Source organism: Methylobacterium sp. BI1, from assembly GCF_056680125.1.
The window spans coordinates 1,455,146-1,477,543 of the sequence record NZ_CM155267.1; the positions used below are offsets into that span (position 1 = coordinate 1,455,146).

At 65.7% G+C, this 22,398-nt stretch carries 18 protein-coding genes; 12 read left to right on the forward strand and 6 right to left on the reverse strand.

All coding sequences use genetic code 11. From position 1 onward, the window contains the following. The first annotated feature begins 3 nt into the window (after window positions 1-3). The 8 genes from AC1MGR_RS06975 (at window position 4) to AC1MGR_RS07010 (ending at window position 8,357) form a co-directional block, all read left to right on the forward strand. Window positions 4-1,242: an ATPase gene (locus AC1MGR_RS06975; protein ID WP_480234105.1), complete on the forward strand. Its 1,239-nt coding sequence runs from the start codon at window positions 4-6 to the stop codon at window positions 1,240-1,242. Then, the gene (locus tag AC1MGR_RS06980) at window positions 1,239-1,889 is read left to right on the forward strand and encodes a hypothetical protein (protein WP_108037879.1); all 651 of its coding nucleotides are present in this window, start codon (window positions 1,239-1,241) and stop codon (window positions 1,887-1,889) included. The genes AC1MGR_RS06975 and AC1MGR_RS06980 overlap by 4 nt, the downstream gene beginning before the upstream one ends. A gap of 98 nt (window positions 1,890-1,987) precedes the next feature. Then, entirely contained in the window at window positions 1,988-2,839 is an 852-nt protein-coding gene (locus AC1MGR_RS06985) for an AAA family ATPase (RefSeq protein ID WP_108037877.1), read from the forward strand. 97 nt (window positions 2,840-2,936) lie between these two features. Then, the gene (locus AC1MGR_RS06990) at window positions 2,937-3,917 is read left to right on the forward strand and encodes an aldo/keto reductase (protein ID WP_480234106.1); all 981 of its coding nucleotides are present in this window, start codon (window positions 2,937-2,939) and stop codon (window positions 3,915-3,917) included. Between the two features lie 14 nt (window positions 3,918-3,931). Beyond that, on the forward strand, window positions 3,932-4,450 hold the full coding sequence (locus AC1MGR_RS06995; RefSeq protein WP_480234107.1) for a SixA phosphatase family protein: 519 nt from the start codon (window positions 3,932-3,934) through the stop codon (window positions 4,448-4,450). Window positions 4,451-4,504: 54 nt separating this feature from the next. Next, complete coding sequence (locus AC1MGR_RS07000) at window positions 4,505-5,752, forward strand: hypothetical protein (protein WP_480234108.1); 1,248 nt, start codon at window positions 4,505-4,507, stop codon at window positions 5,750-5,752. Between the two features lie 112 nt (window positions 5,753-5,864). Continuing rightward, window positions 5,865-7,304 (forward strand): YcjX family GTP-binding protein, encoded by a 1,440-nt coding sequence (locus AC1MGR_RS07005; RefSeq protein ID WP_480234109.1) that lies wholly within the window; start codon window positions 5,865-5,867, stop codon window positions 7,302-7,304. Window positions 7,305-7,325: 21 nt separating this feature from the next. Continuing rightward, entirely contained in the window at window positions 7,326-8,357 is a 1,032-nt protein-coding gene (locus AC1MGR_RS07010) for a YcjF family protein (protein ID WP_480234110.1), read from the forward strand. 3 nt (window positions 8,358-8,360) lie between these two features. Here the strand turns inward: AC1MGR_RS07010 and AC1MGR_RS07015 are convergent, their stop codons facing one another. The 5 genes from AC1MGR_RS07015 to AC1MGR_RS07035 form a co-directional block, all read right to left on the reverse strand. Continuing rightward, the gene (locus AC1MGR_RS07015; RefSeq protein WP_480234111.1) at window positions 8,361-8,912 is read right to left on the reverse strand and encodes an RBBP9/YdeN family alpha/beta hydrolase; all 552 of its coding nucleotides are present in this window, start codon (window positions 8,910-8,912) and stop codon (window positions 8,361-8,363) included. 121 nt (window positions 8,913-9,033) lie between these two features. Further along, window positions 9,034-9,762 carry an ElaB/YgaM/YqjD family protein gene (locus AC1MGR_RS07020; protein WP_480234112.1) on the reverse strand — a complete coding sequence of 243 codons (729 nt, stop codon included), beginning with the start codon at window positions 9,760-9,762 and terminating at the stop codon, window positions 9,034-9,036. Between the two features lie 70 nt (window positions 9,763-9,832). Beyond that, the gene (locus AC1MGR_RS07025) at window positions 9,833-10,225 is read right to left on the reverse strand and encodes a DUF3618 domain-containing protein (RefSeq protein WP_108037861.1); all 393 of its coding nucleotides are present in this window, start codon (window positions 10,223-10,225) and stop codon (window positions 9,833-9,835) included. After that, complete coding sequence (locus AC1MGR_RS07030) at window positions 10,222-10,617, reverse strand: phage holin family protein (RefSeq protein ID WP_056475805.1); 396 nt, start codon at window positions 10,615-10,617, stop codon at window positions 10,222-10,224. The genes AC1MGR_RS07025 and AC1MGR_RS07030 overlap by 4 nt, the downstream gene beginning before the upstream one ends. A gap of 10 nt (window positions 10,618-10,627) precedes the next feature. Beyond that, entirely contained in the window at window positions 10,628-11,107 is a 480-nt protein-coding gene (locus tag AC1MGR_RS07035; RefSeq protein ID WP_480234113.1) for a hypothetical protein, read from the reverse strand. A gap of 402 nt (window positions 11,108-11,509) precedes the next feature. Here AC1MGR_RS07035 and AC1MGR_RS07040 point away from each other — a divergent pair, with 402 nt between their 5' ends. Then, on the forward strand, window positions 11,510-12,931 hold the full coding sequence (locus AC1MGR_RS07040) for a trehalose-6-phosphate synthase (RefSeq protein ID WP_108037857.1): 1,422 nt from the start codon (window positions 11,510-11,512) through the stop codon (window positions 12,929-12,931). A 67-nt stretch (window positions 12,932-12,998) separates the two neighbouring features. Beyond that, window positions 12,999-15,098: a glycogen debranching protein GlgX gene (glgX, locus tag AC1MGR_RS07045; protein ID WP_480234114.1), complete on the forward strand. Its 2,100-nt coding sequence runs from the start codon at window positions 12,999-13,001 to the stop codon at window positions 15,096-15,098. A 44-nt stretch (window positions 15,099-15,142) separates the two neighbouring features. Here the strand turns inward: glgX and AC1MGR_RS07050 are convergent, their stop codons facing one another. Beyond that, window positions 15,143-15,349, reverse strand: a complete 207-nt coding sequence (locus AC1MGR_RS07050; RefSeq protein ID WP_146180496.1) for a hypothetical protein — start codon at window positions 15,347-15,349, stop codon at window positions 15,143-15,145. Window positions 15,350-15,594: 245 nt separating this feature from the next. On the opposite strand from AC1MGR_RS07050, the gene treZ reads away from it, so the two are divergent. Both treZ and AC1MGR_RS07060 read left to right on the forward strand, forming a co-directional pair. Next, a complete protein-coding gene (gene treZ, locus AC1MGR_RS07055; RefSeq protein WP_480234115.1) occupies window positions 15,595-17,397 on the forward strand; it encodes a malto-oligosyltrehalose trehalohydrolase in 1,803 nt (600 codons plus the stop codon). Then, window positions 17,397-22,298, forward strand: a complete 4,902-nt coding sequence (locus AC1MGR_RS07060) for a malto-oligosyltrehalose synthase (protein WP_480234116.1) — start codon at window positions 17,397-17,399, stop codon at window positions 22,296-22,298. The genes treZ and AC1MGR_RS07060 overlap by 1 nt, the downstream gene beginning before the upstream one ends. The last annotated feature ends 100 nt before the right edge of the window (window positions 22,299-22,398 follow it).

Consider the following 22,398-nt stretch of genomic DNA (forward strand, 5'->3'; position numbering starts at 1 on the left):
CCCATGCGAAAGACGCCGCCCAACCGCGACGTGCAACGTGAAGCCCGAGAATGGCGCCGAGAGTCCGATCGGTGGACTCACGAACGGCATATCGAGAGAGGCTACCGCATCAAGTGGGGCTACGTCGCCATCGCCTACCTCGTGGAGTTCATGGTCATCGGTGCCTCCCTCTGGGGGGCATGGCTGTTCGCGGGCGTCTACAGCGACGGCGACTCGAAGGCCTTCTACTTCATGCTGCTCGCGCCGCTGGTCTACGCGGCTGTGGAGCTGTGCCGCGTTCCCCTCGGGATCCTGGCCCGCACGCAGCGGTCCTACTTCATTCGCGCGCTCGCGATCGTGGGCATCATCTTCGCGGCCGGCGTCACCACAAAGTCCGTGTCTCAGCTCGGCGAGATGATGTTCCATCCCCGCCTGATGGACGCCGCCAAGGCAAAGACCGCGCTGAAGGACGCCCAGGCCGATCGTGGCACCATCGACAACCGCATCGCCGCGGCTGATGCCCGAGTGGCGCAGTACACGACCGAGCTCGAGCAGATTGAGAAGCGCGCCGCCGAGAATGCAAGTCAGCTCGCCGGACTGCCTGCGCAGCGCTGTGAGCGCGTCTACGGCACCAACAGTCGCGGGCAGCGCTACTCCAACATGAAGTGCGTCACCGATCCGCGCACGGCGACCCTGAACGCGTCCGTCGCCAAGGCCGGCACTGACCGGGGCGCCGTGACGAAGATGCTCGAGGAGGCTCGCAAGGCCCGCAGCGACCTCGACCGCGGCGCGGCGGAGCGCAAGGTCGCCGATGCCGAGCAGGCCTACCGCAATTCGGTCAACCGCTCGCAACTGCATTCCTTCACCGCCATGGTCTACGGCGTCGACCCGATCGACGTGAGCGAGGCGCAGGTCCACGCGTTCCTACGCATCTTCGTCTTCGTGCCGGCTCTCTGCGCCGCCTTCGCCTCGACGATCCTCGCCCTCTGCGCCGTTTCGGTGCGCAAGACCTTCATGGATGAGGACGATCTCGGCGCTACGGTCGACCCGGCCGCGACTCCCTACATGCTCGACTCGATTACCGACGCCCTACGCCAGGAAATGGCGTTGAGCCAACCTCGGGGCGTCCCGGAAGAACCTTCGGTCGCAGCCCAGGCACCGGCCGCCGTACCGCCTGCAGCCCCGGCGGCGGCGGGCGGCGCGGTGATCCCGATCGATCGACGCGGCCCGGCCCAGGCCGCCAGCGCAGGAGCCGGCGCGTGAGCATCCACACCTCCGGCACCCCCGAGAACGTCGTCCTCGCTCAGAGCGTGAACGGGCGCCTTCGGGCTGAGGCGCGCATCGTCGCCGCGCGCGCCTTCCTGTTTCGCTCCATCGGGGCTGGCGCCTTCCTGCTTCTGGCCGGCGCCGGAGTCGGCGCGGCCTCCTACGGCTATGCCTACATGAACCAATTCGACTCAGCGGCCGAGAAGATCGCGGCCGCGATGCAGGCGGCCCTGTCTGACGTGACCCTGAAGACGAAGGGCGAAGTCACGCTGACCGACAATGTCCTGAAGCTCGAGGGCTCGCTGCCGAAGCCGGGTGGCGCGCCCACCCCGACGAAGGCGCAGCTCGGGAACGACGCGGCGCCAGCCTCCAAGGCGCCCGTGAACACCACCTTCACGGTGTTCAAGCAGGTGCCCTACATGGATGGCCAGATCGTCACCGGCTGGAACTTCCGGGCGAACGAGGACCAGCCGTTTCAGCAATACTGCTACTTCTCCCGGCGCCAGAACGAGGCGAAGGGGCAGGTTGAGATCAAGATCGATCTTGCGATGGATGGAAAGACCCTGCCCCAACCGCAAAAATCCGACGTCAATCTCGGCATCCTGGCCTCGAACTGCGTCTGGCACGACGGGAAGACACTCTAGCCCGGCCAGTCGTCAACGACCGCGGTCGGTGCCTTGCGGGGAACCCGGTCGCATTTTAACCCCGGACGTCTCAGCGTCCCCATCCCGCGAGTTCCGTCATGCGCTTCACCGGCACTGCCGACTACGTCGCGACCTCCGATCTTACCACGGCAGTGAACGCCGCCATCGTCCTGGAGCGTCCGCTGCTGGTGAAAGGGGAGCCTGGGACCGGCAAGACAGTCCTGGCCGAGGAGATCGCCAAGGGCCTCGGCGCGCCTCTGCTGACCTGGAACGTCAAGTCGACCACCAAGGCGCAGCAGGGCCTTTACGAGTACGACGCGGTCTCACGCCTGCGCGACAGCCAGCTCGGCGACCCGCGCGTCTCGGACATCGGCAACTACATCCGCCGCGGCAAGCTGTGGGAGGCCTTCACTGCTCCGGAGCGTCCGGTCCTGCTCATCGACGAGATCGACAAGGCCGACATCGAATTTCCGAACGACCTCTTGACCGAGCTCGATCGGATGGAATTCCACGTCTACGAGACTGGCGAGACGGTTCGTGCCGAGCGGCGCCCGATCGTCATCATCACCTCGAACAATGAGAAGGAACTGCCGGACGCGTTCCTGCGCCGATGCTTCTTCCACTACATCAAGTTCCCCGATGCTGAGACCCTGAAGGCCATCGTTGAGGTCCACTATCCCGGCATCAAGCACCGCCTTGTGGAAGAAGCCCTGCGAGTCTTTCTCGAGACCCGCGAGGTGCCAGGCCTGAAAAAGAAGCCGTCGACCTCGGAGCTGCTGGACTGGCTCAAGCTCCTTGTCTCCGAGGACGTCGCGCCGGAAACCCTGCGCGAGCGTGATGGCCGTAAGCTGATTCCGCCGCTGCACGGCGCGCTCCTGAAAAACGAGCAGGATGTCGGGCTGTTCGAAAAACTCGCGTTCCTGATGCGCCGCGAGCAGCGCGGCGGCTGAGCTGTACCCACGGGCGTCGGCCCCTGGCCCCGAGCGTTGGTGAAACCCAATTAAGAAAGGTCACCCGCGCAGGCTCACTTCCAGCGGATCGTTCCCGATGAAACTGAAGAAGCTCGGCCGCACCGGCCTCGACGTTTCGCCCCTCTGCCTCGGCTGCATGACCTACGGTGTGCCGGAGCGTGGTCCCCACCCCTGGACCCTGCGCGAGGACGAGAGTCGGCCGCTGATAAAGCAGGCGCTTGATCTCGGCATCAACTTCTTCGACACGGCCAACGCCTACTCGGACGGTACCAGCGAGGAGATCGTCGGGCGCGCCCTGCGCGACTACGCCGACCGCGATGCCATCGTGCTGGCCACCAAGTGTTTCTTCCCTTTGACGAGCCAGCCCAATGCCGGCGGGCTGTCGCGCAAGGCGATCTTCGCATCCATCGACGCCAGCCTGAAGCGGCTCGGCACCGACTACGTCGATCTCTTCCAGATCCATCGCTGGGATTACGGCACACCGATCGAGGTCACGCTGGAAGCGCTTCACGACGTGGTGAAGGCGGGCAAGGCCCGCTACATCGGCGCCTCGTCGATGTACGCCTGGCAATTCGCCAAGGCGCTCTTCACAGCTGATCGCTACGGCTGGACCCGCTTCGCCACGATGCAAGACCATTACAATCTCCTGCATCGGGAGGAGGAGCGCGAGATGCTGCCGCTCTGTCTGGACCAGGACATCGCGGTGCTGCCCTGGAGTCCCCTGGCCCGTGGCCGGCTGACCCGCGATTGGGACATGCGCAGCGCACGCCAGGACAGCGACGAGGTCGGACGACACCTCTACGCTTCCGCGGATGCCGCCGACCGCGCTATCGTCAGTCAGGTCTCGGCCATCGCCGCCGCGCGGGCCGTCCCACGCGCCCAGGTCGCCCTGGCCTGGCTCCTCCGGAAACCCGTCGTGACCGCGCCGATCATCGGCGCCTCGAAACCGAGCCATCTCGCGGATGCCGTCGCAGCCCTCGATCTTGAACTCACCTTCGACGAAATGAGTGCCCTCGAAGCGCCTTATACCCCGCATCCCGTCGTCGGATTCACTTGAAAGTCCAAGTTCGCATGCGTCGTCTGATTCTTCTGCGTCACGCCAAGTCTGACCGTCCCCCCGGCATCGCCGATCTCGATCGTCCGCTGAACACCCGCGGCAAGCGGGCCGCTCCGAGAATGGGCGTATACTTGGCAGCCGAAGGCCTGATTCCCGAGGTGGTCGTCGTGTCGCCGGCACGGCGGACGCGCGAGACCTGGGAGGCGGTACAGGGCGCCCTGAAGGGGCTCGAGGCCAAGATCGTCCCTTCGATTTACGAGGCGCCGGAGACGGCCCTGCTCGCCGTGGTTCAGTCGACGCCGGATACGGCCGGAAGCCTCCTGATGATAGGCCACAATCCTGGCCTGCAGGATCTGGCGATGCGGCTGGTCGGCTCCGGCGAGACGGCTGCGCGCAGACGGCTGGCATTGGAGTTTCCCACCGCCGCCGTGGTGGTCCTGGACTTCGAAGGGGACGTCTGGAGTACTGTCGCGGCCGGCACCGGACGACTGGAGCGCTTCGTTGCCCCGCGGGACATCGACAGCGCGGATTGAACCCTTCTTGACCAATCGCCGTTGCACTGAACCCGCTCAAGCTTCGCAGATCCCGTGCTCCTGACCACGCTTCTTGTCCTCACGACGCTGCTGCCGCGCCTGGAGGGGACGGTCGAAGATCTCCGCCCGGATGTGACGCGTTGGCGAACGGCGGTCGTTGCTCTCGAAGGAGTGCCCGCGCCCTTCCCGGTCTTTCAGTCGGAGGGCCGCGCCGTCTCGAACTGGCGCTATGAAGCGGTCGAGAGCCTGCGCCCGGCCTCGCTCGCCCTCGTCGCCCGCTACATCGCCGGTGAGCCGGCCTTCGTCGCCCGCTGCGTCAAGCTGAACAATTACTGGTGCATCAAGAAGGCCCGCTGGAACGGCGAGATCGGCGCCGATAGCGAGGGCCATACCGGTTTCGCTACCGCGGCCAATGGAGCCGATGCCGCGGCGCAGTTGCTCCGGCGTTACTACCGCGAATTCGGCCGCCGCTCGGCCCTCGCCGTCGTACGGCGCTGGGCTCCCGCCGAGTGCCGGATCGGCGGATCGATCGCACCACGTGCGAGCCGTCGAATGGGCGCGAAGATCTCGCCGGAGCTTGCGCCCCGGGGGATCGGCGGTACACTTCGGGCGCGCTTCCTGGCTCGCCATCCACGCGGCGGAGTCGCCCGCGCCGCGATCGCGCCCCGGGGCGGTCCACTGCGGATTCAGCCCTGGTCCCCGCTAGCACGCATGCGGGGGCGTCCGAGCCCAATGCATGAATCCGCCAAGGCTCGGGACTCTGCGAAACCGCCAGCGGCGACACCCTCGCAATCGGCGCTCCTGGTCCGCCCTTCCGAAATTATGGTGAAGCCCTCAACGGTGATCGCCCGACCATCCGTGCTTCTCGTAGCGCCGGGCGCTGTGCTGGGAGGCGCGTCGACCGGCCAGAAGCGGACGCCGCTCCCGAAGCCCGGCTCGGTAGCGAGTCTGCAGGAACGTTTCGTGGCAGAATCCGCGGCATTGCCGGTGATTGCGGCGGGTCTGCCGAGCCTGCCCCTCCTCGATCTCAGCGTGCCTCCGCCCGTATGCGGAAACGACGAGAACCGCATCCGGAACTATGCCACGCGGATCGCCGCGAGCGTCGGCCTGAAGGTTGATGACGACCTCAAGCTGTTCGGGCCCGAAGGGCGTCCGTTGCCGAATCTGCGCCCGGTCATGCAGGCGATGTCGAGCGTGGAACTCGGCGCCCTCCGCGCCGGCCCGGCCCTGGTGGAGGCAGCTATTGCGCGTCTCGATGCCATGACTCTTGCCGCATTCAACGCACAAGTCACGATACCCTGATCACCGGGCGCCAACGCTCAAGTCTTGCGGCGGCATCTCGGTCGCGCCACCTGAGCGACAGCGCCGCGGCCCCCGCATCGCCTTCCCTCGCCCGCTCTAAGAAAAGGTTGCCATGAACAGCTTCGCCGCGCGCGCGGGTTCCGCGGTCAAGGCCTTTGCCGAAGCATCGAGCGACTTGTTGATTCAGCCGACCCTTCGGCTCGGCGTCACCGGACTGGCGCGATCGGGCAAGACTGTCTTCACGACGGCCTTGATCCATCACCTCGTCGAGGCCCATGCCCTCCCGGCCTTTGCGCCAGCCCATGAGGGCCGTTTGCGCCGGGCACGCCTCGTACCGCAGCCGGACGACGACATTCCGCGCTTTCCCTATGAGGAGCATTACGCGTCCCTGACCGAGCAGCGGCTCTGGCCTCGCTCGACTGACCGGATCAGTCAGTTCCGGCTCGCCATTGAATACGAGCGCTCGGGCGGCTGGCGCTCCGGCCCCGGGACGCTGATGCTCGATGTCGTGGATTATCCCGGCGAGTGGCTGCTCGACCTCGCGCTGATTGACCAAAGCTACACGGCCTGGTCACGGGCCACGATCGCAGGGACACGTCGGGCCGGGCGTGGCGCGATGGCGGCGCCTTGGCTGGAAACCCTGAAGGGCCTCGATCCGCTGGCGCCCCTCGACGAGGTAGTGGCCGAACACGCGAGTACCGCGTTCAAGACTTACCTGTCGGCGCTACGTGCCGGACCCGAGGCGGTGGCGACCACCCCGCCCGGACGCTTCCTGATGCCCGGCGACCTCGCCGGCTCGCCGGCCCTGACCTTCGCGCCCCTCGATAGCCTGCCCGAGACCTTAGGCCCCGACAGCCTCGCCGGACTGATGGAGCGTCGCTTCGAGGCCTACAAGGCGAAGGTCGTCGAGCCGTTCTTCCGAAACCACTTCCAGCGGGTCGACCGGCAGATCGTTCTCGTCGATGTCCTCGCGGCGGTTGATGCCGGGCCGGCCGCGCTCGCCGAGTTAGAAGAAGCCCTCGATTCCGTGCTCCTCAGCTTCCGCATCGGGCGCAACACCATCCTATCCCGGCTGTTCGCCCCGCGCGCCGAGCGCATCCTGTTCGCCGCTACCAAGGCCGACCACCTGCACCAAACCAGCCACGATCGCCTCGACGCCCTGTTGCGCCTCCTCGTCTCACGGGCCATGCGGCGGACGGAGGCGGCTGGTGCACGGGTTGGCACGGTGGCCCTCGCCTCGGTCCGTGCGACGCGCGAGACCACAGTACATGACGGCGACGAGATTCTTCGCGCCGTATCCGGGACGCCGGAAGCGGGCGAGCGTGTCGGCGACGAGGTTTTCGACGGCTTGAGTGAGGCAGCGATCTTCCCTGGCGAGCTGCCGCAGCGTCCAGAATCAGTGCTCGAAGGGGCCGTCCCGCCCGGGTCCTTACGGTTCCCGCGCTTCCGCCCCCCGCTGGTGAAGCCCGATGCCCTCGGTCGACCCGGCGACCTCCCGCAGATCCGGCTCGACCGCGCCATGCAGTTCCTCATCGGCGACAAACTCGCCTAAGACCACCGGGATGTCCCACCCATGAGCTCCAGCAATCGCCCTCGCGCCTTTCGCATTCCACCGAGCGGATCCGATGCGATCACCGATGCCGTAGCGCCACCGCCTGCGGCGCCGACCCAGGTCCGCATCGTCGAGGAGCCCTTCGAGATCGTCGAAGCGGCTGACGGAGTGTCCGTTCCGGTCGCGCCCAAGGCGCGGGCGCCGTGGCTCAGCCTGCTGCTCGTCGCCCTCGGTGGTCTCGTTTCCCTCGGAATCGGATTGTCGGTGGAGCGCCTGATCGCTGATCTCATCAGCGCCACCCCGTGGCTCGGCGCCGTCGCCCTGGTCCTGCTGGCCGTCGCCGCAGTCGCATTCTTGGCCCTCGTCGCGCGAGAATTGTCGGGGATCTGGCGCGAGCGCCAGATCGAGCGGGTCCGTGCCAAGGCTATGGAGGCGATTACCGCTCGCGATCATTCCGCCGCGCAGGCCGTCGTCCGCGATCTAACAGGCCTCTACGCCGAGCGCACCGCTCTGGCACCGGGCCGTGCGCGCCTCGCCACCCTCGGGGACGCGATCCTCGATGTGGATGACCGGATCGGCCTCGCCGAGCACGAATTGCTCGCGCTCCTCGACCACCAGGCTCGGAATGCGATCGCGGCGGCGGCCAAGCAGGTCTCGGCGGTGACGGCACTGAGCCCCCGTGCCATCGTCGACGTCGCTTTCGTGATCTTCGCCGCCGTGCGCCTGCTGCGCCGGATCGCCACAATCTATGGTGGACGCCCGGGCTTCCTCGGCTTCCTGCGCCTCGCACGCGCCGCCTTCGCCCATCTTACGGTAACGGGCGGAATGGCAGTTGGCGAAAGCATGATCCAGCAGGTGCTCGGTCTCGGCATCGCCGCGCGCGTTTCCGCCAAGCTGGGGGAAGGTGTGCTCAACGGCCTGATGACGGCGCGCTTCGGCCTCGCCGCGATGGCCGTCTGCCGTCCGCTGCCGTTCGTACGCGAAGCGCCGCCGCGTCTCTCGGATGTGGCAGGCGAGCTCCTCAAGCCGCTGGCGGACGAGGGAAAGAGCTGATCGCTAAAGGGTCTTCATGAAGCCGGCCAAGCGCATCAGACCTTCCGGCCAGGGGCCATGCCCGCTCGCCACGTTGATGTGTCCAGACTCGCCCGCATCCAAGACGACTGCCCCCCAGGCATAGGCGAAGTCCTCGGCGCGGGCATAGCTGCAGTACGGATCGTTGCGGCTGGCCACCACCAGGGACGGGAAGGGCAGGGGATCACGTGGCACCGGCGCGAAATCGGTGACGCTGGGTGGCAGGTTCGGCGTCGTCTCCACGTCCGGAAACGCCACGAGGAGCGCGCCGCGCACGATCCCGGGCGCGAAGCCCGGGGCGGCCTGCACCGCCGCCACGACGCCGAGGCTGTGCGCGATCAGGATCACGGGGCGGTTCGCCCCGTTCACGGCCTCGACGATCCGCGCGCGCCAAGCCTCGGAGTTGGGGTGATGCCAGTCTTCCTGATCGACGATCCGACCTGTCGAAAGCCGATCGGCCCAGCGAGCCTGCCAGTGCTCGTCTTCGGAGCCGGCATAGCCCGGCAGGATCAGGATCTCGCAATCGGCAATCTTCATGGTTTTTCCGATAACGGCTGAGCTCAACATCGTCGAGGCGTTCGAGACCTTCGACGCGGAAAGGGGTGGCACGATCGCGTGCCACCCCTTTCATGCAGACGCGTGAGTTTCGCGTGTCGGATCAATGCGGCCTAGTCGCGGAGGACACCGGCGAGGATTCGGTCGGAGCTCCGACGTCAGGCTGTTCGTTGCCGGTCGCACGCTGGACGGCGGCGTTCAGATTCTCTGGATCGAGGGCGGTCGCCACGAACTCCCGCCCGCGATGCGTCACATCGCGGGCGTAACGAAGGCCCTGATCGCGCACTTCGTCCGCCCAGGGGCCGACGTTCTCGTCTTCGGTACGCGTCCGCGGCAGCAGAGCGCCGATCAGGAGACCGGCCGCAAGCCCGACGACGCCGACGAGAAGCGGGTTCTCGGACACGAAATCCTCGACGGCCGAGCGACCATCCCGGAGGCGCCCGCCGCTGCGCTCGCTGAACTCATTGATCCGACGACGTCCTTCCTGATGGGTGTCCGATGCCCAATTCCGCGCATCATCGTAGACATCCGAGGCGCGCTCACGCAGGTTCTGGACCTTATCGGAAACCTGATCGCGGACATCGCCGGCTGTCTCGGCCGCGCGGTCGCGAAGGTCGTTGGCGCGCGCCTTCACCTCGTCTGCGGTCGAACCGGCATGGCCGCCTTCCGTCGTGTAGATGCTATGGGTCTGAGTGCCGGTGTGGTGAGAGCCAGGACTCGGCACATCGTGAAGGGAGCCTTCGGACAGGTGGCCCCGCGGCATGCCGGCGGCGAGGGCGATGTCGTCGGGGAGAGAGCGGTGCTCGTCACCGGGTTTCTGTGTCGAACTCATGGGTTACTCCTAAGGGTCGCCGAAGGCCGCTGGGGCCGGGTCGAGCTACATGCGATCGCCCTGCGAGGGACTAAATCTGGGTCTCGCCGGAGAGATGGTTGACGGGGTGCTGCGTTGGGAGGTCCGGGTCGTACACGCGGTCCGCGCCGGTCTTCGTGACCGGGAGGCCGTCGACCGCAAGGCGCGCACGCCGGCGAATGCCTGGCGTCGTCTGATTGGTCGACATGCGGTGGATGAGCCAGCCGACTCCTGCGGCGATCAATAGCACCGGAACAGGATTGCGCCGGACGGCCTCCAGAGCCCCGTCATACGCCCCGCTGAGGGGCGTGCGCCGGGCATTGCCCAGCATCTCATCGACGATGCTGGAAACCGAGAGGCGCTCCTGGATTTGGTCGATGGTCTGATCGAGACGAGCCCGGCTCGCCTCGATGTCCTTCTCGAGCTCGTTCAACGATTCGGTCATCCCGAGACCCTCTCAGACAATGTACGGGCGTCCTCGCGAACCTGGCGGGTCGTCCGAACGGGGGCGAGGGTCGAGAGCGACATGGCATTCCGCCCGATCAGGGCGAGGGCCACTGCGACGACGAGGAGGACGCCGCCCACGATCAGGGCTGCCAGTGCCTCTGAGTGAACGACGGTGGCGAGCCACTTCACCAGGGCGTCGACGAGGACGAAAAGAGCGACGACGCCGAACACAGCGGCGCCGACGAGAAGCCCGAGGCCGATGAACAGCGCTCGAACGTTGCTGGTCATCTCGTTGCGGAAGAGAGCTATCTCTTTCCGCGCGAGTTCGTTGGTTTCCCGCAGGGCGTCGCCGATCAGGCCCTGGATGCTGGATTGCGGACCGGTGGTCATCGAACGGTCCTTAGAGGCGATGGTGGGTTGGATAGGTATCGGTCAGAGGAGCAGCGCTCGTCGACTTAATGAAACGGGCCACCACGAAGCCGGTAAGAAAGGTGGCGACCGCGACGGCCACTGGCGCGCGTCGGGCAAACGCTTCTGCGTCCTCGTAGAATTCGGAGAAACTGCGCTCTTCGATCGAGGAGCCAAGATGTTCGAGACCATCGGCAGCGCTGTCGAAGAAAGCACGGATGTTCGGCTGTGCCTCGAAGGTCTTACTCGATTCCCGAACTGACTTGGCGAGGTCGGTGACGGAACGCGCAGCGTCACCCTTGCGCTGGTCTATGTAGTCGGTCGCATGCGAACGAGCCGCTTCGACGAAGCTTCGGCCACGCTCGGCCGCAACATCCGCAATACCCTCGACATCGCCGCGAAGGGCCTTCCAATCGGCCGTCTGGTTCGCCGGCTCCGCGCCCGTGGGGCCTGGGGGTTGGTTTGCGGTCACGGTGATACTCCTCGACACGAGTTGAAAAGAACTGGCAGTTGCGACGGTTAAACAGCAGCGGAAGAGACACGGTTCCGCCCTCAAGCACCGTGCCTTGACCAGAGCATGGCCCGACACACGTCAGCCTCCGTTCAGCTGGCGTTCGGTAAGCTGCGGAAGCTTGACCGTTGAGGTGATAGATGAGGTCCGACGGGGGGCAACGCGGCGCGCCCGAATTGGACAGGAGATGGTTCGATGAGGATTTGTTTGCCGTGAACCCCACGCATTCAGGCCTTGACCCAGGTCCATCGAACGCGCTTGGCTACACCGACGGATCGCGCTTGGCTTCCGCGCGTTCACCCAATGTATCATTCTGGTCGCGCGCGATTCTGCGCGAGACCCGTGAGGACCGGAGCCGGCTTCGTGGCACGTCTCGTCATCGTATCGAACCGCGTTGCAATCCCCGAGGAAGGGGGAAAAGCCGTCGCGGCGGGCGGCCTCGCAGTGGCCGTGAAGGAGGCGTTCACCGCCTATGAAGGCCTCTGGTTCGGCTGGAGCGGCAATGTCGTCGAGAACCCGTCCAGCGAACCGACCCTGATCGATCGGGGTCATATCAGTTACGCTGTGGTCGATTTGTCACCGCAGGATCACCGGGAGTATTACAGCGGTTTTGCCAACCGGGCCCTTTGGCCGATCATGCACTATCGGCTCGGCCTCGGAGCTTTCTCTCGCTCCGATTATGCCGGTTACCAGCGCGTGAACCGCATCTTCGCCCGAGCCCTCGCGAACCTCGTCGAGCCCGACGACATAATCTGGGTGCACGACTACCACTTACTGCCGTTGGCCTCCGAGCTTCGTGGTCTCGGGATCGCGAATCCAATCGGCTACTTCCACCACATCCCGTGGCCCGCGGCTGACGTGTTCAACACGCTTCCTGCCAGCGGCGATCTTCTGCGCGGCATCGCGGACTACGACCTGATTGGCCTGCAGACCGATCCGGACGTGCACAATCTGACCCGGAACCTCATCGACGAACTGCGGGCGATCCCTCTCGGCGGCGGGTCGCTGATGGTTGACGGTCGTCGTACGCGCATCCGTAGCTTCCCGATCGGCATCGACGTGGCCGGCTTCAAGGAGGCGGCCGAGAATGCCGGGTCCAACCGCACCGTCCGCGAGACGATGGCGGGCCTGCGGACGCGCAAGCTTCTGATCGGCGTCGACCGGCTAGATTATTCGAAGGGTGTACCCGAGCGCATGGAGGCGGTGGACCGCTTCTTCGCATCGAATCCTGACCAGCGCGGCAACGTAGTCTACCTTCAGATCACGCCGAAATCCCGCACCGAGGTTCCCGAATACGAAGACCTCAGCCGAGAGGTGAACGAGACCGTCGGGCACATCAACGGTACCCTCGGCGAGCCGAACTGGACGCCGATCCAGTATGTCACGAAGGCCTATCCGCGCCCCGTATTGGCGGGGCTCTATCGTGCGGCGCGCGTCGGTCTCGTCACACCGATGCGCGATGGGATGAACCTCGTCGCCAAGGAGTACGTGGTCGCGCAGACCGAGGAGGATCCCGGCGTCCTCGTGCTGTCGAAGTTCGCCGGCTCTGCGCGGCAGTTGCCCGAGGCGCTCCTCGTCAATCCCTACGACCGCTTCGAGGTCGCGGAGGCGATCCGTACCGCGCTCTACATGCCGCGCGGTGAGCGCCTCGAGCGCTGGAAGCCGATGGTCGAGCGCATGACGCGCGAGGATGTGGACTGGTGGGCACGCAACTTCATGGCGGAACTCGAGAATTTCCGAACGATCGAGCGTGAACCGCCCCGTGCCGCAGCTGCTGCGGAGTAATCTGTCTGCGTCGCCCGGCGGCGCCTAAACCCGGGACGGCACCAGCTTCTTGACCGCAACTGACCACATGATCGGCGTCGATGACGGCGTACCGGCGCCGCTCGGCGCGCATTTTGACGGGCGCGGTGTCAACTTTGCGTTGTTCTCACAGAACGCCACGGCCGTCGACCTCTGCCTGTTCGATGCAGGCGAGCGCCATGAAACCCGGCGAATTCGACTCCCCTGCCGTACAGACGACGTCTGGCACGGTTACCTGCGCGGCGTATTCCCGGGCCAGCTCTACGGGTACCGTATCCATGGTCCCTGGGATCCTGCGCAAGGCCACCGCTTCAATCCCGCCAAACTGCTCCTGGACCCCTATGCTCGCGACATTCAGGGTCGCATCCGCTGGCACGATTCACTCTACGGCCATCGCCGCGGCCTCCAGCGTGCCGATCAGATCGATCGGCGCGACAGCGCCGCATTCATGCCGCGTGGCATCGTCACGCCGCCAGAGGTACCGGACCTCGCGGTAAGCCCGGTTCGGCGGCCCTTGTCTCAGACGGTGATCTACGAGGCGCACGTCAAGGCGCTGACGCAGCTTCATCCAGATGTGCCGGAAGCGGCACGGGGCACCTATGCGGCGCTCGCTCATCCGGCGATTATCGAACACCTGCTGAAACTCGGCGTTACTGCTGTCGAACTCCTGCCGATCCAGTCCTTCGCCGACGATCGCTTCCTCGTTGAGAAAGGTCTCGTGAATTTCTGGGGCTACTCACCGCTGAACTACTTCGCTGCCGATCCGCGCTACCGCGGCCCGGCCGGCATCGGCGGCCTGCGCGCGGCTATCCGCGAGCTCGCCGCCGCCGAAATCGAGGTGATTCTGGATGTCGTCTATAATCATACGGCAGAGGCCGATCACACCGGCCCGACCCTTTCATTCCGCGGCGTCGACAATGCCAGTTACTATAAACTGAAGCCGGACAATCGCCGCGAGGAAATCGACTGTACGGGCTGCGGCAACACCCTCGATCTCGACCATCCGCGCGTCATGCAGATGGTGCTCGATTCCCTGCGTCACTGGGTGACGGCCTACGGCGTGGCGGGTTTCCGCTTCGATCTGGCGACGAGCCTCGGCCGCAACCCGCATGATTTCAGCCCGAAGGCCGCCTTCTTCCAGGCCGTTGCCCAGGATCCCATCCTCGCCCACGTGAAGATGATAGCCGAGCCCTGGGACATCGGTGCCGGGGGGTATCAGCTGGGAGGTTATCCCCGCGGCTGGAGTGAATGGAACGATCAGTTTCGCGACAGCATCCGAGGCTTCTGGCGCGGCGATCGCGGCACTCTGGCTAAGATTACACAGGGATTGTCGGGTTCACGCGAGATCTTCGCCGCATCCGGGCGATGGCCGCTGTCGAGCATCAACTTTGCTGCGTCTCATGACGGCTTCACCCTTGCCGACGTCGTCGCCTACGAGGAGAAGCACAATCTCGCCAATGGCGAGGACAATCGCGATGGGCATGGGCACAATCTGTCTCGCAATTATGGCGTCGAGGGCGAAACCACCGATCCCGTTGTCCTGAATCTACGCGCTCGCCAAAAGCGCAATCTCCTCGCAACGGTGTTCTTGGCGCAGGGCGTACCGATGCTGCTCATGGGCGATGAACGTTCGCGCAGTCAGCGCGGCAACAACAATGCCTACGCGCAGGATAACGCTACGAGTTGGATGGACTGGGAGACCGATCCCGACCTCAGCCTGACGACGTTCGTCGGAAACCTCACGCGCCTTCGCCGCGAGCAGCCCGCCCTTCGACGGCGCGACTATCTCACGGGTGCGCCGGTCAATGACGGGCCTCTCCGGGACGTTCATTGGCTCGCCCCGGGGGGCACTGAAATGAGCGCTGGGGATTGGGCGGATTCCGATCGGCAGGCCTTCGGCATGCAGATCGGCAATGATCTGCCACAGGCAGACCGCCTCCTCATCCTCGTCAACGCGGCCGAGGAGCCCTGCGACTTCACCCTGGCGCCAATCATCGGTGGCCCCTGGACGGCCATCTTCGACACCACGAGGCAGACCGGTGCGGTTCCGGCCGGACAGGCCCTGTTCCCACCCGGGGCCGGACTCCGCCTCGATCCGCAAGCGATCTACGTCCTGCGCGCGAGGCCGGCTTCGGCCTATCGGGGATGAGCGGACGACGGACCAACACCATCGATTGTAAATTCGACAAGAGGTCAGCCTGACGGGCCCTCACGGTGCAGCTCATAACGGGCCTGTTCCAGGAATTCCTCCCGTTCGGCTTCCGAAAGAGGCAGCAGGGGGCATTCGGAGGTTGGGTGAGCCTCGGCGCCGTCGATGTCCCAGCATCGCTCTCCATGCCCCTTCCTGGCGAGGTTCAGCTTGGCCCTCGCCAGAACCAGCACCTCATCAATCTCTGTCATCTTCGATCTCATACCGTAGCGACCGTGCTCGTCCCATGCGAGGCAAGTGTCGGACCGCGTTCGGCTCGACGCTGGGAAATCGGTGCAGTGCACAAAACTCTTTCAGCTAGCGGTTGTCGTCGCCGAGCCGCGCCTTACCTCGACAGTGATCACGCAGGGAACAACACCGGGCGCGCCGGCTTCTGCAAGGTGCGACGGACGCTCACGTCCCCCGACGAATGCGAGAGACGGAAGATGGTGGCTTAATGCGGCGCGCCCACAGCATGGCATTCGGCAGCGAAGTGGGGAAGGACGGAGTCCGCTTCGCTTTCTGGGCTCCGACCGCTCAAGAGGTCAGCCTGGTCCTCGATGGTGCTGACCATCCGATGCCGGAAACCGGTGAAGGCTGGCGCCGTGTCACGGTTTCGGACGCGGCCGGCGGCGCGCGCTACGGCTATCGCATAGACGGCGACCTCGTGGTGCCGGATCCGGCATCGCGGTTTCAGCCCGACGACATCTCCGGCCTCAGCGAGGTGATCGACCCGCGGACTTACGATTGGACCGACGGTGCCTGGACCGGACGCCCCTGGGAGGAGGTCGTTCTCTACGAGCTTCACGTCGGAACGGCGACGCCGGAAGGCACCTACGTGGCGCTCGAAGGCAAGCTCGAGGATCTGCGCGACCTCGGCGTCACCGCCATCGAACTCCTGCCGCTGGCCGACTTCAAGGGCACGCGGAACTGGGGCTACGACGGGGTTCTGCCCTACGCCCCGGACAGTGTCTATGGCCGACCGGACGACCTCAAGGCCTTGGTCGACAAGGCGCATTCCCTCGGGCTGATGGTCTTCCTCGATGCCGTCTACAACCACTTCGGGCCGGCCGGAAACTACCTCAACGCCTACGCCAAGACCTTCTTCACCGAGCGACACCAGACCCCCTGGGGCGCCGGGATCAATTTCGACGGGGAGACCAGTGGACGCGTGGTCCGTGACTTCTTCATCGAGAACTCCCTGTACTGGCTCGAGGAATTTCATTTCGACGGTCTGCGCTTCGACGCCGTCCATGCGATCCTCGACGATTCCGAGAAGCATTTCATCGGTGAGCTCGCGGAATCGATCCGTGGGCGACTTTCAGGCCGCCACATCCATTTGGTTCTTGAAAACGAGGCGAACCAAGCCCGCTGGCTCGAGCGCGATCCGCAGGGGCAAGCGATCCAGCACAACGCGCAATGGGCCGATGACCTGCACCATTGCTGGCACGTACTCCTGACCGGCGAAGATGCTGGCTATTATGCGAGCTTCGCCGACAAGCCTGTCGAGCACCTCGCTCGCTGTCTATCTGAGGGCTTCGCGTATCAGGGCGAGCCGTTCCCGACCCTCGATAACCATCCCCGCGGTGAGCCCTCGGCCCACCTGCCGCCGTCGGCCTTCGTCACGTTCCTCCAGAACCACGACCAAGTCGGAAACCGAGCCCTGGGTGAGCGCTTGAGCGCGTTATGCGATCCGCAGAAAGTCGCGCTCGCCCGGGCGGGGCTACTCCTGAGCCCGCAGATCCCGATGTTGTGGATGGGCGAGGAGTGGTCGGCGACCGCGCCGTTCCTGTTCTTCGTTGACTTTGCGCCGGATGAAGAACTGAATAAGGCCGTGCGCGAGGGACGCCGCCGGGAGTTTAAGAGCTTCGCGGCCTTCGCTGACGACACCTCGGTGATTCCAGACCCCACCGAAGCGAAAACCTTTACGGATTCGCGCATCGACTGGTCGGAGCGCTCGGAGCCGCCACACCGCGCGGTGCTGGCCGACACCCGCAACCTGCTTCAGATCCGGCAGCAGAGCGTGGTGCCGCTCACGAAGACACGTTACCTGGGCGCGAAGGCGTCCTTGCCGCGGCCCGACGTCGTCGACTGCAGATGGACCTATGCGGGCGGCTGGCTGCGCTTCGTCGCCAATGTCGGCACAGATGATTTCTCGGTCGAACGCGGCAGTGGTCAGGTCATCTGGTCGAGCGGGTCGGGCAACGGATCGATCGAACTTCCGTCCTGGACGGGTGTCTTCCTGACGGGTGTGAACTGATGAGCCGCGATCTAGAACGCCTTGCCGACCTTCTCGGCGTCGCCGCCGGCTATACTGATGCCTTCGGTCAGCCCGTGGAGACCGCGCTGGAGGTCCGGCGCGGGATGATCGCCGCTCTGGGCTTCCCGGTTGAGACCGATACCGACATTGCTGCCAGCCTTGCCGAAGTCGCGGCCGTGCGCAGCGGGTTGATCCCGCCTCTTTTGCCGGCCGAAGCCCGCCGCGCCATCAGCGTCCCGATCCAAATCAAAGGGGTCAACGGAACCTTGTCCTGGCGTTTGGTCGACGAGCGCGGACATCACCGTGAGGGTCGTGTCACGGTCACAGGCTCCGACTTCGAGTTGCCGCCGCTCACCCCGGGCTATCATCACCTCTCAGTCACTCTCGGCGAACATCGCTCGGATTCCTGGGTGATCTCGGCGCCGCAGCGCTGCTGGCGCCCGCGGGCCTATGCCGACGAGGGCGCCCGCGATTGGGGGCTCGCAGCACAGCTCTACGGACTGCGCTCGCCCGACAATCTGGGAATCGGCTCCTATGCCGATGCCGGCCGGGCGGCGCGGGATGCGGGCTTGCGCGGCGCGTCATTCCTGGGCCTGAGCCCGGTCCATGCGCTGTTCGCCACGGATCGCACCAAGATCTCACCCTACTCCCCCTCGTCGCGACTCTTCCTCGAAACCCTCTTCATCGAACCCGGCGTCCTGCCGGGCTTCGTCGGTTCGAAGGCGGCTGATCTTCTGGCTTCCATGGCGGACCGAGTGGAAAGTCTGCGCGAGGCCAAGCTCGTCGAGCATGCCGGGATCTGGGCGGTACTCTCGCCGGTGCTGAGGGTCCTCTGGGAGGAATCCGCGGCGCGTGACGGGACGGATGCGGGCTTCGCCGCCTTCCGGTCCGCCGGTGGAGAGGACCTCGAAGCGCACGGGACCTTCGAAGCGCTCGCCGAGCATTATCAGGCCCAGGGCGCCCAGTGGCTCGGCGACTGGCCGGAGGAGATGCGCCGCAACGGGACACCCGCCGTGCGGGCCTTCGCCGAGGCCCATGCCGATACCGTGACCTACCACATCTGGCTGCAGTACCGCGCGGATCGGCAGCTGGAAGACGCCTCCAACACGGCGCTCGCCACCGGTATGCGCCTGGGGCTCTATCGCGACCTCGCCGTCGGCGCCGACCGCGGCGGCTCGGAGATCTGGTCGCATCCCGAGCGGTTCGCCAACGGCGTCTCCATTGGAGCGCCGCCGGATCTGCTCGCGCCGAAGGGTCAGGATTGGGGCCTGCCGGCATTCCATCCCCTGGAGATGGAGCGCGACGGGCTTGCAGCCTTCCGCGCCCTGGTAGTCGCCAACATGCGTCATGCCGGCGCGATCCGGATCGACCATGCATTCCAGCTCGCGCGCCTCTTCCTGATCCCGGTCGGGCGCTCGGCGAAGGAGGGGGCCTACGTGGCGATGCCCTTCGAGCCCATGCTCGCGGTGCTGCGCCTGGAGAGCTATCGCGCCAAGTGCCTCGTGATCGCCGAAGACCTCGGGACCGCACCGGAGGGGTTCTCCGACGCCCTGATGCAGGCCGGCATCCTAAGCTACCGAATCCTCGCCTTCGAGCGCGAGCAGGGAGCAAGGTTCAAGCCACCGGCTGCCTATCCCCGCGATGCCCTCACGGCCATCACCACCCACGACCTGCCTACCTTCGTCGGCTGGTGGCGGGGCGTCGACACCGACACGCGCCAAGCCCTCGGGCTCTACGATTCCGAGCGGGCCGATGCAGAGCGCCGCGAGCGCGTCGAGGAGCGTGCCCGCCTGACGGAGGCGCTCGCTTCCGAGCAGTTGTTGCCGAGCTACGACCCGCCCGAGGCGGCGCCCTTCGAGGCCGCCGCCCGTTACCTCGGCCGCGCGCCGTCCATGCTCACGGCGGTCCAGTACGAGGACGTCGTGTCAGAGCTGTCCCAAGCCAACGTGCCGGGCTCGACTGAGGGCTATCCGAACTGGCGACGTAAGCTTGATCGTACCCTGGAGAGCATCGCTGCACCGGGAGGACCTCTCGCCAAGCTCGCCGCCTCTCTCGCTGCCGAGGATCGTGGGCCGCGTTCGGGCGCCGCGCGCCTCGCTTCCGCTCCGCCCCGGTCGACCTACCGGCTGCAATTCCATAAGGACTTCACCTTCGCGGATGCGGAGAAGATCGTTCCCTATCTCGCCAAGCTCGGCATCAGCCACGTCTACGCGTCGCCGATCCAGAAGGCCCGGCCCGGCTCGACGCACGGCTACGACATCGTCGACCATTCCACGATCAACCCGGAGCTCGGCGGCGAGGAGGGCTTCGCCCGCTTCTCGGACGCCCTGCACGGCGCCGGCCTGAAGCTGTTGCTCGACATCGTCCCGAACCACATGGGCGTCGGCGGAGCCGACAATCCCTGGTGGCTCTCCGTTCTTGAATGGGGGGGGCTCTCGCCCTCGGCCGAGGCCTTCGATATCGATTGGTCGCGGCTTGGCGCCAAGAACAAGCTCGTGGTGCCCTTCCTCGGCGACCGTTACGGCGAAGCCCTTGAGAAGGGGACGCTGGAGCTGAAGTTCGACCCGGAGAAGGGTGCCTTCAGCATCTGGCACTACGAGCACGAATTCCCGATCTGCCCGCTGCAATATCCGACGATCCTCAACCGCTCGCTCGCAGCCCTGGGGGACATCGAGGACGCGGCCGCGCTGGAGGTGCTGGGTATTTCGGAGCGCCTGCGCCTCATGGGCGAGGACACGAGCGACGAGCGTCGCCGAGTTTTCCCTGCAGAGGCGGAGGAGTTGAAGGAACGCCTCGTGGAAGCCGTCGAGGCATCACCTGCCATTGCGGCCGCGATCGGCCGGACGCTGAAGCTCCTCAACGGCGCGAAGGGTCACCCCGACAGCTTCGGTCCCCTGCACCGGCTCTTGGAGCAGCAATCCTATCGTCTCGCCCATTGGCGGATCGCCGCGAGCGACATCAACTACCGTCGATTTTTCGATGTGAACGGGCTTGCGGGCCTTCGCGTCGAGAAGTCCGACGTGTTCCAGCGCTCGCACGAGACGATCTTCCGTCACATCGAGGCGGGACGGATCGACGGATTGCGCATTGATCACATCGACGGCCTCGCCGACCCGGTCGGCTATGCGCGGGCGCTCCAGGCCGCCATCGGCCCGGGCTTCTATGTGGTGGTGGAGAAGATCCTCGAACCCGGTGAGCGCCTGCGGCCCTGGCCCGTGGCAGGAACGACCGGCTACGATGTCTTGAACCAACTCGACGGCATTCTCGTCGACAGGGGCAAGCGCGCCGAAATCCGCAAACTCTACGAAAGCCGCACTCAGTTCGACGAGCCGTACAAGTTCATGCTCCGCGCCGCCAAGGCCGAAATTCTGGAGATCAGCTTCGCCTCTGAGCTCGAGGTCATGACGTCCGACCTTAAGGCGGTCGCCGATGCCGACCGGCGGACGCGCGATTTTTCCGTAAATGCGATCCGCCGGGCGCTTATCGAGATAATCGCCCGCTTCCCGACCTATCGCAGCTATCTGCCGGGCGATCTCGACGAGAGCGATGTAGAGGACGAGGATATCCGTCTCATCGAGACGGCCGTGAAGAAGGCCAAGCGCTGGAGCGCGCTGCCGGACCGGTCCGTGCATGACTTCGCCGCGGACGCCATGCTTGGGCGTATCGACGTGACGGGCCCGGGTCGACCCGATCCGGAGGTGATTCTGCGCTTCCGCCGTCGCTTTCAGCAGCTGACCGGTCCGGTGATGGCCAAGAGCCTGGAAGACACATTGTTCTATCGTTTCGCCGAACTCCTCGCCCTCAACGAGGTCGGAGGCGATCCGGGCGAGTACGGTCTTGATGCGGAGCACTTCCACGCGCTTCAGGCCGCGCGGGCGCGCGATTGGCCGAACGCGATGATCACGACGGCGACCCATGACACCAAGCGTGGCGAGGATGCTCGCTCACGCCTGCTCGCCCTGTCGGAAATTCCTCAGGATTGGGCTGCTGCCTGGGAGACGTGGACGAACCTCGCCCAGCCCCACCTGACGGTGATCGACAAGGAGCCGGTGCCGGACGCCAACGACCAGTGGATGTTCTTCCAGGCCATCCTCGGTGCTTGGCCGCTGGAGCTTCTGGAGGTGGACGATTCGGCGGCGATCGAGGATTTCCGGCAGCGGCTCGACGCCTACGCCGAGAAGGCCCTGCGCGAATCCAAGCGACGGTCGAGCTGGGTCAACGTCGACGAGGAATACGAGGGCGCGGTCCACGCACTCTTCGCCCGGCTCATCGCGCCAGGCTCCATATTCCTGGAACAGCTACGTCCCTTCGCGAGGCGCCTCGCCCACCTTGGCATGATCGCCGGTCTCGGACGGACCGTGCTGAAAGCGACCCTTCCCGGCCTGCCCGACACGTATCAGGGCACCGAGTTCTGGGACTTCTCGTTCGTCGATCCCGACAACCGGCGTCCGGTCGACTATCCGGCCCTGACCCGTGCCCTCGAGGAGGGCGCGCCAGCGGCCGATCTTCTGAAGCACTGGACGGACGGGCGTGTGAAGCAAGCGACCCTCGCCCGGCTCCTGGCCGATCGCGCCGCCCGCCCGAGCTTCTACGCCGATGCCGATTATCAGGCGCTTCCAGTGTCCGGTCCGCATGCGGAGCATGTGATCGCATTTACACGTTCCGATGCGACGACGGGCGAGGGAGACCTCGTGGTGGCGATACCGCGCCTCGTCGCGCGCCTCGTCGGCGACGTCCTCTGGTCGAGTGAGGCCTTTGCCGGAACGGATGTGGCGGTGGCGCCCGGCTCAGCCTGGGTCGATCTCGTCACCGGCGACGAAGTCGTTTCCGAGGGTGGCCAGATCGAACTCGGACGGGCCTTCGCGCGTCTGCCCTATGCCGTCCTGAAGCGGATCCGCTGACGGCGGATCGAACGCCGCGCAACAGTGGGGCGTACCGACACGATCGATGCGGGGAAAGGATCGACCTTCCCCGTCACGGCTGTACCGTCCGTGGGACAGC

Coding starts and splice junctions, on each gene's coding strand:
- treZ (WP_480234115.1), top strand. CDS start 15,595: ATGCGGCGCGCCCACAGCATGGCATTCGGCAGCGAAGTGGGGAAGGAC.
- AC1MGR_RS07050 (WP_146180496.1), bottom strand. CDS start 15,349: ATGACAGAGATTGATGAGGTGCTGGTTCTGGCGAGGGCCAAGCTGAAC.
- AC1MGR_RS07015 (WP_480234111.1), bottom strand. CDS start 8,912: ATGAAGATTGCCGATTGCGAGATCCTGATCCTGCCGGGCTATGCCGGC.
- AC1MGR_RS07020 (WP_480234112.1), bottom strand. CDS start 9,762: ATGAGTTCGACACAGAAACCCGGTGACGAGCACCGCTCTCTCCCCGAC.
- AC1MGR_RS07030 (WP_056475805.1), bottom strand. CDS start 10,617: ATGACCACCGGTCCGCAATCCAGCATCCAGGGCCTGATCGGCGACGCC.
- AC1MGR_RS06985 (WP_108037877.1), top strand. CDS start 1,988: ATGCGCTTCACCGGCACTGCCGACTACGTCGCGACCTCCGATCTTACC.
- AC1MGR_RS07005 (WP_480234109.1), top strand. CDS start 5,865: ATGAACAGCTTCGCCGCGCGCGCGGGTTCCGCGGTCAAGGCCTTTGCC.
- AC1MGR_RS06975 (WP_480234105.1), top strand. CDS start 4: ATGCGAAAGACGCCGCCCAACCGCGACGTGCAACGTGAAGCCCGAGAA.
- AC1MGR_RS07060 (WP_480234116.1), top strand. CDS start 17,397: ATGAGCCGCGATCTAGAACGCCTTGCCGACCTTCTCGGCGTCGCCGCC.
- AC1MGR_RS07010 (WP_480234110.1), top strand. CDS start 7,326: ATGAGCTCCAGCAATCGCCCTCGCGCCTTTCGCATTCCACCGAGCGGA.
- AC1MGR_RS07025 (WP_108037861.1), bottom strand. CDS start 10,225: ATGACCGAATCGTTGAACGAGCTCGAGAAGGACATCGAGGCGAGCCGG.
- AC1MGR_RS06995 (WP_480234107.1), top strand. CDS start 3,932: ATGCGTCGTCTGATTCTTCTGCGTCACGCCAAGTCTGACCGTCCCCCC.
- glgX (WP_480234114.1), top strand. CDS start 12,999: ATGATCGGCGTCGATGACGGCGTACCGGCGCCGCTCGGCGCGCATTTT.
- AC1MGR_RS06990 (WP_480234106.1), top strand. CDS start 2,937: ATGAAACTGAAGAAGCTCGGCCGCACCGGCCTCGACGTTTCGCCCCTC.